This is a genomic window from Flexibacter flexilis DSM 6793 (assembly GCF_900112255.1).
GTDB classification, from domain to species: domain Bacteria; phylum Bacteroidota; class Bacteroidia; order Cytophagales; family Flexibacteraceae; genus Flexibacter; species Flexibacter flexilis.
Map to the genome: position 1 here is coordinate 1 of NZ_FOLE01000005.1, position 11,605 is coordinate 11,605.

Annotated in this window: 12 protein-coding genes; 9 read left to right on the top strand and 3 right to left on the bottom strand. The window is 42.2% G+C overall.

The window, feature by feature from the left end; genetic code table 11:
* Together BM090_RS09195 and BM090_RS09200 are read left to right on the top strand one after the other, a co-directional pair.
* Nucleotides 1-546, top strand: a 546-nt coding sequence (locus BM090_RS09195; RefSeq protein WP_143083893.1) for a T9SS type A sorting domain-containing protein, incomplete at its 5' end; no start/stop codon positions are given.
* Nucleotides 547-735: 189 nt separating this feature from the next.
* Complete coding sequence (locus BM090_RS09200) at nt 736-3,102, top strand: OmpA family protein (protein ID WP_091511337.1); 2,367 nt, start codon at nt 736-738, stop codon at nt 3,100-3,102.
* A gap of 86 nt (nt 3,103-3,188) precedes the next feature.
* Here BM090_RS09200 and BM090_RS09205 read toward each other — a convergent pair whose 3' ends face one another.
* A complete protein-coding gene (locus tag BM090_RS09205; RefSeq protein WP_091511340.1) occupies nt 3,189-3,962 on the bottom strand; it encodes an AMP nucleosidase in 774 nt (257 codons plus the stop codon).
* 174 nt (nt 3,963-4,136) lie between these two features.
* Complete coding sequence (recQ, locus tag BM090_RS09210) at nt 4,137-6,329, bottom strand: DNA helicase RecQ (protein ID WP_091511343.1); 2,193 nt, start codon at nt 6,327-6,329, stop codon at nt 4,137-4,139.
* Nucleotides 6,330-6,593: 264 nt separating this feature from the next.
* Here recQ and BM090_RS09215 point away from each other — a divergent pair, with 264 nt between their 5' ends.
* Nucleotides 6,594-7,565 (top strand): KpsF/GutQ family sugar-phosphate isomerase, encoded by a 972-nt coding sequence (locus BM090_RS09215; RefSeq protein ID WP_091511346.1) that lies wholly within the window; start codon nt 6,594-6,596, stop codon nt 7,563-7,565.
* Between the two features lie 80 nt (nt 7,566-7,645).
* Here BM090_RS09215 and BM090_RS09220 read toward each other — a convergent pair whose 3' ends face one another.
* Nucleotides 7,646-8,206, bottom strand: coding sequence for a thioredoxin family protein (locus tag BM090_RS09220; protein WP_091511350.1), 561 nt, complete (start codon nt 8,204-8,206; stop codon nt 7,646-7,648).
* Nucleotides 8,207-8,304: 98 nt separating this feature from the next.
* Between BM090_RS09220 and BM090_RS09225 the strand changes: the two genes are divergently transcribed.
* From BM090_RS09225 to BM090_RS09250, 6 genes are all read left to right on the top strand, one after another.
* Nucleotides 8,305-8,784: a hypothetical protein gene (locus BM090_RS09225; protein ID WP_091511353.1), complete on the top strand. Its 480-nt coding sequence runs from the start codon at nt 8,305-8,307 to the stop codon at nt 8,782-8,784.
* Nucleotides 8,785-8,889: 105 nt separating this feature from the next.
* Nucleotides 8,890-9,480, top strand: coding sequence for a Crp/Fnr family transcriptional regulator (locus BM090_RS09230; RefSeq protein WP_091511356.1), 591 nt, complete (start codon nt 8,890-8,892; stop codon nt 9,478-9,480).
* A 108-nt stretch (nt 9,481-9,588) separates the two neighbouring features.
* The gene (locus tag BM090_RS09235) at nt 9,589-9,972 is read left to right on the top strand and encodes a DoxX family protein (RefSeq protein ID WP_091511359.1); all 384 of its coding nucleotides are present in this window, start codon (nt 9,589-9,591) and stop codon (nt 9,970-9,972) included.
* 24 nt (nt 9,973-9,996) lie between these two features.
* Entirely contained in the window at nt 9,997-10,386 is a 390-nt protein-coding gene (locus BM090_RS09240) for a nuclear transport factor 2 family protein (protein WP_091511363.1), read from the top strand.
* Between the two features lie 94 nt (nt 10,387-10,480).
* Entirely contained in the window at nt 10,481-11,098 is a 618-nt protein-coding gene (locus BM090_RS09245) for a DsbA family protein (RefSeq protein ID WP_221405371.1), read from the top strand.
* Between the two features lie 31 nt (nt 11,099-11,129).
* The gene (locus BM090_RS09250) at nt 11,130-11,576 is read left to right on the top strand and encodes a MoaF-related domain-containing protein (RefSeq protein WP_091511366.1); all 447 of its coding nucleotides are present in this window, start codon (nt 11,130-11,132) and stop codon (nt 11,574-11,576) included.
* Nucleotides 11,577-11,605: the final 29 nt, after the last annotated feature.

The following is an 11,605-nucleotide window of genomic DNA, read 5'->3' on the forward strand; positions in this document are numbered from 1 at the left end:
GCGCCACTTACTGTTACCGCAACACCAAGTGCGACAGCAGTTCGATTTGACTGGCCATCTTACACCACCAATACCTACATGTACCAAATCCATTACCGAGTACAGGGTACAAGTACTTGGTACGGCTATCAATCTACAGGTTATGGAGCGCCAACTTTGGCTGCCCGCGTAACGGGTCTTACCCCAAATACTACTTATGAATGGCGTGTTCGTAATGCTTGTTTGCCAGTGGCGGAAGATTGGAACGAATGGTCTTCTATCAGTACGTTTACGACAGGTGCTGCGCGTTTGGGTCAGGAGCTAGCACAATTAAGTGTTTATCCAAATCCAACGACGGGTCTAGTTAATGTAGCAGGCTTGAGTGGTGCTGTGAACTATGTTGTTTACAATAGTGTAGGCAAACAAGTGCTGTCAGGCGAGCAAGTAGTAAGTCAAGAAGCCGTGTTACAATTAGATTTGAGTGCGTATCCACAAGGCGCATACATTTTGAAAGTAATGTCTGCGGAAGGGGTCGCTACTCGACAAATGATTTTGACTGGTAAATAATATATTCTAAATTTCATTCAAAAGCCTTCCTTCTCAACAATTTGAAGGAAGGCTTTTTTATAAACAGCCCAAAATATTACGCCGAAACTCAATACTTCTACTGAAATATTGGACTTTTTTCTACCATTTCTAAACAAAAGATTATATATTTCGGCGATTGCATATTTCAAATAACGATGTTTTTTTGCTATGATTAAAAAATTTACATTTCTACTTCTTTCCTTTTGGTTGGCAACACATACCCTCTATGCACAAATTGGCGATGGCCCTGCAAGAAAAAAATTAGACAAAGCCATTCAGGACATGAATTTGGCCAGATACGAGCAAGCAGCCGCTTCTTTTACCGAATTATACAAGCAGTACCCTACCGATACGCTTGTCAATTATGGTTTGGGATATTGCTATGCCCAATCAAGCAACCCCAACGAACAAGTAAAAGGGATTCCTTATTTTGAATTTGCATTACCAAGCCGCAGCGAAGACATTCCCACAACGCTCCCCCGCGACCTTGCGCAGCTTTATCACAAAGCGTATCGCTTTGAAGAGGCTATAAATCTTTATACCAAATACAAAAATATCTTACCTAAAAACTCGGCGGAACTAAAAACCATTTACCGCCAAGTAGAAATGTGTCGTAGTGGTGTGGTATTGATGAAAAAACCATTGGAGGTTGTTATCCAAAATATGGGTTCTGAAATCAACACTAAGTACACAGAATACAGCCCTATCATCAATGGCGAAGAAGATTTGTTGATTTATACAACTTTGCGTCCTATCAACGTTATTGACCCAAAATCTGGCGAAAGTCGAGAAGCTGAATGTATTTTATATGCACGCAAAGAGAGCGGCAGTACAACTTGGACAAGCCCCAAACGCTTAGAAGGTTGTGATTATAATGTTGCTTCTGTGGCACTTACGCCCGATGCACAAAAAATCATTTTGTTTGTAGGCGCGACCAACGGCGGTGGAGACCTCTATATCGGCGACATTGACGACAATAAAGTAGTGAACTTGCGTGCCTTTGAATCTAAAATTAATTCGGCTGGCCTAGAAAACAGCGGCAGTCTTAGCTCAGATGAGCAAGTTTTGTATTTCTCAAGTAATCGTGCTGGCGGCTTCGGCGGACAAGATCTTTACAAAATAGAAAAAGACAAAAATGGTCGTTGGGCAAATCCCATAAACTTAGGCGCAGAAGTAAACACCAAGTACGACGAAGAAGCTCCATTTATTCACCCAGACAAAAAAACATTGTATTTCCATTCGAGCGGCCACAACTCAATGGGCAATGACGATATTTTCAAAACCATTATGGTCAATGGCAAATTCACGAAGCCAACCAATATGGGCTATCCCATCAATAGCACTTACAACGACAATTTCTTTGTAGTGTCGCCCGACGGCAAAAAAGGCTATTTCTCTTCCGACCGCCCAGGCGGATTTGGCGGCCAAGACATTTATTTCTTGGGTATTCCTGAAGAACAAGACGTAGTTCCGCTGACACTCGTTAAAGGTCGCGTGTTGGCTGGCGACTCGCTCAAGCCCGTTCCGACCAAAATCAAAGTAATTGACAAAGCAACCAAGCAATTGGTAAAAGGGGTTTATCACCCAGACCGCAAAACAGGTAACTACTTGATTATCTTCCCTCCTGGCAAAAATTATGATATGATCGTGGAAGCAAAAGGTTATGTACCACACACGATTAACATCAATATTCCAGACCAAACGTATTTCCATGAGCTTTACCAACAAATCCACTTAAAACCTGTAAAACAGTTTGATGTGGTGGTAGGTCAGCAAGTTACCGTACAAAACGCCTTCAAAGACGTAAATCCAAACGGCGGTTCGGAGAAAATCAAGGTTACGCCGCGCATGGCTAACGAAGCGATGTTGGTGCGCGATAGCTTAGATGTGTACGATTTGATGGACAACGTAATTGCAGCCAGCGATAGCACTGCATTTGAATATCTTTTGGATTTGATGTTTAAAGTAAATCCTTTGGATAAAGTGAATTTCAAAGATTCGGCCATTGCCGAGCCGCCCGTTACGGCTACATTTTTCTTTGACGAAAAAGACAAGCTCGTGCCAATGATCGTAGGCAACGACACGATTTATACAGCCCCTGTCCTTTATACTGACTCGGCAGATTTGCACAAAAATCGCCCTGTAATGTTGGAAGGCAAACAACCTGAAGCAGCTGTTTACAAGGCCGTTACACGCATTTACTTCGATTCGGATAAAGCTGATTTGAAAGCCGAATATTATGCTGCTTTGGATAAAGTAATTGCGCAGTTGAAAGAATATCCGAGCGTAGCCGTAGAAGTAGATGGTTATGCGGATTCAGACGGCAATAAAGATTACAACCTTAAATTATCGAATCGCCGTGCCAAAGAAGTGCTAAAATACATGACAGGCAAAGGCGTTTTGCGCCGTAGAGTGGTAGCCAAAGGCTTTGGACAATTGCTCCGCGAAGGCAAAATCAAGTCTGATACCGACAAACAAAAAGACCGTAAAGTGGAAATTAAAATCGTAAAAGCACCGCAACACAACGGCAAATAAAACAACTTCAATACAACAATAAAAATCCCCCAACAATACTGATTTGCTGGGGGATTTTTTTATTGTTTTTTTAACTAAAATGGCTGTTATTCAAAACGTAAGTGCTTCACAGACTCGCCCGAATTAGCTAATTCTTTCAACGAATCAATGCCAATTTCTAAGTGTTTTTGCACAAAACCAGAAGTTACTTTTTTGTCGCTTTCCGATGTTTTTACGCCTTCTGGAATCATTGGATTATCCGATACCAAAAGCAATGCACCGTGTGGAATTTCGTTAATAAAACCAACCACAAAAATTGTAGCCGTTTCCATATCAATACCCATCGCACGAATTTCGCGCAAATAATCTTTGAATTTTTCGTCGTGTTCCCATACGCGGCGGTTGGTGGTATAAACCGTACCTGTCCAGTAGTCTAATTCGTGTTTTTTAATCATAGACGACACGGCGCGTTGCAAACGGAACGAAGGCAAAGCAGGAATTTCGGGCGGCAAATAATCGTTGCTTGTACCATCGCCGCGAATCGCTGCAATCGGCAAAATCAAGTCTCCAATTTGTGTTTTGCGTTTCAAACCACCGCATTTACCCAAAAACAATACTGCTTTAGGCTTAATGGCACTGAGCAAATCCATAACCGTTGCGGCCATCGGGCTACCCATACCAAAGTTAATGATGGTTATGTTTTGAGCGGTAGCTGCTTGCATTGCCTTATCTTTACCCGTGATACTCACGCCAAATTTCTCGGCGAATAGCTCCACATAATTTCCAAAGTTGGTAAGTAAAATATATTCGCCAAACTCGTCGAGTGCCATACCCGTATAACGCGGCAACCAGTTTTCTACAATTTCGTCTTTTGTCTTCATCTCAAATATGAGTTTTAAATTAAAATGATTTTTGGTGTATTCAGTGTCGCAATTACAACAATTTTCACCAAAAAATAAAAATATATATTGGTTTTAAAATTAAATTTCTATGTACTCTCGGTTAAAAAAAAGGTGCTAAATCTTTTGATTTCAGCACCTTTTTTATTTTAAATTTTAGTTGGCTACTTCCGACAAGAAATGTATTCGCATCAGCCTTAATTCTTCTTCTGAGTATTCGCTCCCCAGTTCATCCATGGCTACTTTCATGCTGTCGGTTTCGGCATTCATGAAATAATCAAAAATTTCGTCTTGACGTTCTTCGTCCAAAATCTGGTCGATGTAGTAGCTCAAATCAAGGCGCGTTCCCGAATAACAAATATGTTCAATCTCTTCGATAAGTTCGGGCATAGACATATTCTGAAACTCGGCAATTTCTTCCAAATCCACCTGTCGGTCAATCTGTTGAATCACAAAAATCTTGGTTTTGGACTTGTTCACCGCCGACTTTATCACTACTTCCGAAGCCGTTTCGATGTCGTTTTCTTCGATGTATTTTTGAATCAGGTCAATAAATGGCTTGCCAAATTTGTTCACTTTGCCCATTCCCACGCCATTGACTTGGCTCAAATCCTGCGCCGTAATCGGGTACGTGGTGGCCATTTCTTCCAAAGATGGGTCTTGGAAAATCACGTAAGGCGGCAAATTTTTCTCTTTGGCTACGCGCTTACGCAAGTTTTTGAGCATCTCAAATAAGGCTTCGTCGTAAGACTTGGCCGCCAAATTATTGCGGTCTTCCTCTACTTCTTCCTCCATTTCTTCGTCCGAGTACTCGTGGTCTTTGGAAAGTGTTACCATGTACGGCGCGGCCAAATACGCACGACCTTTGTCCGAAAGTCTCAATATTCCGTAATTGTCGATGTCTTTTTCCAGAAAATCATACAACATCACTTGGCGCAGCAACGAATACCAGTATTTTGTCTCATGTTCTGCACCTTTGCCAAAAATCGGCAATTGGTTGTGATTGTAGCTTTTCACGTAGTCATTTTCAGTACCTGTCAGTACGTCGCACAAGTGGTCAATACCAAAGCGTTCGTCGGTTTGCACAACGGCATTGAGTGCCATTACCACTTCATCTTCTACCGTGTATTTCTCTTTGGGTTTAAGGCAGTTATCGCAAAAACCACAATCTTTGTCGAGCATTTCCCCAAAATAATGCAGCAATTGGCGGCGACGACAAACCGAAGAGTCTGCATAATCAGCCATTTCTTGCAACAAATTGCGGGCGTTGTCGCGCTCTGTTACGGATTTATCTTTATTGAATTTTTCTAATTTTAGGATGTCGTCGTAGCTGTAAAACATGATACAAGTACCTTCCAGCCCATCGCGACCCGCACGACCCGTTTCTTGATAATAACCTTCCAACGATTTTGGCGCGTCGTAGTGAATCACAAAACGCACATCGGGCTTATCAATGCCCATTCCGAAAGCGATAGTAGCCACAATTACCTCGGCTTGCTCGTTAAGGAACGAATCTTGATTGTTCATGCGCACGGACGCGTCCAAACCCGCATGATATGGCAAAGCTCTTACATCGTTCACGCGCAAAAGTTCAGCGATTTCTTCTACTTTTTTGCGGCTCAAACAATACACAATGCCTGATTTGCCTTTGTTGGCTTTCACGAACTTGATAAGCTGCTTTTTGCTATTGACTTTGGGGCGAACCTCGTAAAGTAAATTCTTGCGGTTGAACGATGACTTAAACACTGCCGCCTCTTCCATCTGCAAGTTTTTCTGAATATCAATTTGCACTTTGGGCGTAGCCGTTGCGGTAAGGGCTACGACAGGCAAATTACCGAGCATGTCCACGATATTTTTGATTTTGCGGTATTCGGGGCGGAAATCGTGTCCCCATTCCGAAATACAGTGCGCCTCGTCGATGGCCACCAGCGAAATATTCGCTTTCTGCAAAAAGGCAATATTTTCTTCTTTAGTAAGTGACTCAGGGGCAACATACAGCAGCTTTACTTCTCCGCTCAACACTTCTTTTTTTACCTTGTTCATCTCGCCTTTAGAAAGCGTAGAGTTCAGGAATTGAGCGTTTACACCAACGGCATTGAGTTGGTCAACCTGATTTTTCATCAGCGCAATAAGCGGCGAAATGACAATGGCCGTCCCCGTACACATGAGCGCAGGCAATTGATAACAAAGCGACTTGCCAGCCCCAGTGGGCATTATCACAAAAGTATTTCTTCCCTCTAAAATATGTTTGATAATGGCTTCTTGCTCGCCACGAAACTGATTATAACCAAATACTTCACGTAATTTGTTTTTTAGTCGTTCGGTGGTGATGGGTTCTTCTAATATCATTGTGAACTAATAGATGTCGTTGATTAAAAAAACGGTTGTTAGCTGTATATTTTGTGTAAATTTACGCCCAAGAATAGGTTTCGGCCAAATCCGATTTGAAAATTTCATTACATATACTTTGCTGACGGTGCGTTATGTTTTGTAGTTTTCCTTGTGGTTTTCTGTAATGAACCAAAGATAATAAATTACTCGACAAAAAATACTATTACTTGTATATAAAATCTTACTTACGAAACAATTTGTTCCCCCTAACTCATTCTAACATTGAAACTACAAATAAATATTCACAAGATTGCAACAAATGTTTTAAAAAAAGAAGCAGAAGCCGTGTTGCAATTAGCATCTTTGCTTCAAGACAGTGATTTTGAGGCTTGTGTCGAAGCTATTTTGGATTGTGCGGGGCGAGTTGTCATTACAGGAATTGGCAAAAGTGCCATTATCGCCCAAAAAATCGTTGCAACCCTCAATTCTACGGGTACTCCTGCCCTTTTCATGCACGCTGCCGACGCTATTCACGGCGATTTGGGCATGATTCAGGCCAATGATTTTGTCATTGCCATTTCCAAAAGCGGCAATACACCCGAAATCAAAATGTTAGTGCCTTTGCTCAAACGCACAGGCGTACAAATGGCGGCGTTGGTAGGCAACAAAAATTCTTATTTGGCACAACAATCTGACTTTATTTTGGATGCCAGCGTAGATTCTGAAGCTTGCCCGCTCAATCTTGCCCCCACGACCAGCACAACCACCGCTTTAGCATTAGGCGATGCCTTAGCGGTTTGTTTGTTGGAGGCTCGCAACTTCACCAGCGAAGATTTTGCACGTTATCACCCAGGCGGAACGCTTGGCAAACGCCTGTATTTGCGCGTGGCCGACCTTTTTGGGCAGCATGATTTGCCGACCGTAAACCCACAGGCCACTGTTTCAGAAATCATTATGGAAATAACGTCCAAACGTTTGGGCGCGACAGCGGTCGTGGATACGGACAGTAAATTGTTGGGAATTATTACCGATGGCGACATTCGTCGTATGCTCAACAGACATACTGACCTTTCGGGAATTAAGGCAACCGACCTAATGAACACGACTCCCAAAACCATCGAAGCCGATGAGTACGCCGTGAAAGCCTTAGAACAAATGCAACATTACAACATTACGCAGTTGGTGGTGTTGCGAGACGGGCAACTGGCTGGATTTGTGCATTTGCACGACCTTTTGCGCGAAGGTTTGGTCTAAATATTTTATTGATTAAAACTCAAAAATCCCTCCTCATTGCTACGATGGGGAGGGATTTTTTATTGGTAATGAACTATCAATTATTTATTAAACAGGTCTGTGAGTTCTTGTTGAATATCAACGCCTTTGTTGTGGTTGTACCACATCTGTATTTCTGTTTTGACGCGTTCGAAATCGGCATTTTCGGCTTTGAGTGCGTCGTAAACGACTTGGCAAGCGGCAGGACGTGGCCCCCATGTCGTTAGATCGTGGCCGTGCGCATCCTTAACGATGAGTTTTGGAATTGCTTTGCCGCCGCGCGTAAGATAATCGTTGATGCGGAACGGCTCGGCATCGCGCAACTCATAAGTAACCGCAATCAATGGGTTTTGTTGGCTGGCCAAATGCAAAAACGGAACGCAATGCGCCGCATCGCCGCACCATGGTTCGGTAATAATAATCCAGTGTTGCGGGGTTTTGATGTTGTGTAAGGCCGCTTTGAGCGCGTCGGTGAGGTGCGCGGTCTTGAGCCAGCGCGTCATGCGTGCCCAATTCAGGCGTGTATAGTCGATGTATTCGGGTTTGTCGTAAGGAGCGGCTTGCTCTTCGTTGTGTTTGTTAATAATGGTTTCGAAATACTGGCAATACTGCTCGAATGTCATGGTTTTGATGTTTTGGGATTGATTATTGGCATCAAAAATACGTTTTTACAGAGAAAAGTTCAATGAAATACACAACAATGCGTATTTACTAAGGCATTGTGCCCGATACTTATGCCATTGCGCCCGATTCTTATGCCATTGCGCCCGATTCTTATGCCATTGCGCCAGATTCTTATGCCGTTGCGCCAGATTCTTATGCCGTTGCGCCAGATTCTTATGCCGTTGCGCCCAATTCTTATGCCGTTGCGCCCGATACTCATGCCGTTGCGCCCGATACTCATGCCGTTGCGCTAGATTTTCATGCCGTTGCGCTAGATTTTCATGCCGTTGCGCTAGATTTTCATGCCGTTGCGCTAGATTTTCATGCCGTTGCGCTAGATTTTCATGCCGTTATGCTAGATTTTCATGCCGTTATGCTAGATTTTCATGCCGTTATGCTAGATTTTCATGCCGTTATGCTAGATTTTCATGCCGTTATGCTAGATTTTCATGCCGTTATGCTAGATTTTCATGCCGTTATGCTAGATTTTCATGCCGTTATGCTAGATTTTCATGCCGTTATGCTAGATAATTTATAAAGAAGTACGCAGTAATATCGCTTTGGTAAAAGAGAAATAAAGAGATAATGAACAAAACTATTTAGTAAGTGTTTTATGTTGGTGCGTTAATCCCATCAAGAGGCCATGATAGAAGCTCTTTTTCTTAATATATCTCGTCATATATCCAGTTCGCCAGCTGATATAAAGCAATTTTGTGATTTGTTTAGCTTTCAACAAATTCATAAAAAAGAATTTCTATTACGAAAAGGCGAAGTATGCAAGTTTGAAGCCTTTGTAACTAAAGGGCTTTTTAAAGTATATCATATTGATGCCAAAGGAACGGAACAGATTCTATATTTTGGTATGGAAGACTGGTGGATTACGGATATAGACAGTTTTATGAATCAAGAACCATCGCGATTGTTTATAGAAGCCATTGAAGATAGCGAAATATGGCTTATTAGTAAAAAAGATAAAGATTTTGCGTACGAACATTATCCAATAGTAGAAAAACTTTTTAGGATAATGACACAAAAGACACACACTGCGTTGCAACGGCGCGTCATTGATAACATGAGCAAGACAGCAGAACAACGTTATTGGGAATTTATGGAAAAATATCCTTCTCTTGGTCAAAGACTTACCAACATACAAATCGCAGCTTATCTGGGAATAAGTCATGAGTTTTTGAGTAAAATAAGGCGGAAAGCGGCACGGCCTCGACCGAATAGTTAAATGCTGATGCTGTTTGTTTTTGGGGAGATATACCATTTATTGAACTTGTTCAATTTTTGTACAAGTAGATATGTAGAGTTTTGTACCATTGATTTAAATAAAAAAAGAATGCAAAAGAACACAGATTTAGGATTGTTAGTGCTGCGTATCAGCTTGGGAGGCTTGATGTTGTTTCATGGCGTAGCGAAAGTACTTCATGGTATTTCGTTTCTGACCGAAACGATGGGTTTGTTTGGTTATGCGGTGTATATCGGTGAAGTAATTGCGCCGTTGGCGATATTGTTGGGCTGGAGAAGCCGTATAGCGAGCGTGTTTTTTGGGATTACGTGCGTGGTCGCCATTGGCATGGTGCATAGCAAGGAATTATTTAGCATTAGCGAACATGGAGGCTATGCGAATGAATTATTGATGCTTTATTTGTTGGGTTCGGTAACGTTGTTTTTTACGGGAGCGGGCAAATATTCGGTATCATCAAGTAATAATTGGGACTAAATACGTTTGAAGGCTGATAGGATTATGACAAATTTAGCCATTATACGAAGTACTTACGAAGGGGCAAGCGCGTCGGAACAAGGTGCAGCCCTTTCGGCTCATTCGGCGGAAGATATTCGTTGGACAGAAGCAGCAGGGTTTCCGTATGCGGGGACGTATGTGGGTTTGTCCTCGGTGCAAGCCCATGTATTTAGCCGCTTGGATAGCGACTGGCAAGACTTTCGTTTTGAAGTGGAGACTTATGTGTCCAGTGAAGATAAAGTAGTTGCCATCGGGACGTATAAAGGTACTTACAAGGCGACCAATGTTTCTTTTTCGGCTCGTGCTACCCATGTTTGGCAGTTGAGAGACGGTAAGATTAGGGCGTTTGAACAATTTGTTGACAGTAAGTCTGTGGTAGATGCCATGCAGTAATATGAAATATGTTTTATGGATAAGTCTTTTGTGTTGTTGGGGGCTTTATGGCGTAACCTGCAAGGCACAAAAGCGTAATAGTTTACCAAAAAGAATGAAAGTAATTTATGTGATGGACCCTTTGTGCGGTTGGTGTTATGGTAATGAAGATAACGTCTTAAAACTGTATGAAAAATATAAAAGTACGGTTGATTTTGAAGTAATTCCTGGTGGTATGTGGGCGGGAGATAATGTACGGAAACAATCTCCACAGATGGTTAATTACTTTATGCGCCATGATGAGGCAATTGCGAAAAAAACAGGCGCAACGTTTGGAACAGCCTACATGGAATTGCTGAAAAAAGAACTCGTCTTGGATAGTGAAATACCGTCAAGAGCCATTGTTGCGGTGCAAAAAATAGCTCCAGCGCAAAGTATTCCTTTTATGGTAGCTGTTCAAAAGGCACGTTATTATAATGGAAAAGATTTGAATTTGACAGCTACTTATCTTCCGCTTTGTGATGGCTTAGGGATTTCGCAAGCAGCGTTTTTAGAGGCCTTTGGTTCGGAAGCAGTACGCCAAAGTACGCTTCAAACCTTTAGGAAAGCGACGCAATATGCGCAGGCTTACCCGACAATGCTCGTAGAAAAGAATGGGGCACTCACTGTTATAGAACAAGGTTATGCACCACTGAATACGTTGGAAGAAAGTATTGATGCTTTAAAAAAATAACTAATTATCTTTTCTAATTAAACCTTACAACATGAAAAAAATATTAGTAAGCTTCGCTGTGGCGGGGTTGTTTGCGGCGTGCCAGCCGAAGCATGAAGGGCAAACAAGTACGGCCAGTACAAGCGTTTCGGATTCTGTCGGGCAAGGGGAAGACTACCGTTTAGTTGGAAAGAATGCCGTATTGGAGTATCCGACATTTAAGGCGGAAGTATCGTATCTGACGGATAGCACGTTGCACTGGAAAACGACTTCTTCTGATGGGAAAGTAGAAGAAGGCACAGAGCAAGTATTTTTGAAAAAGCTCAACGAACATCAGTACTTTTTGAATTGGATAGAGGAAACAGGCTTTACGGTGAGTCAGGTAATTGATGTAAAAGCAGGCCAAGTAACGGCATTTGGGTCATTTGCCGACGCACAAAGCCCAAGAGGGCAAAGAAGTAGCGTGAACCTCGAAGGCCATTTTAGATTTGTTAAATAAGCATCAGCACAATTTTAACCAGTTTACCT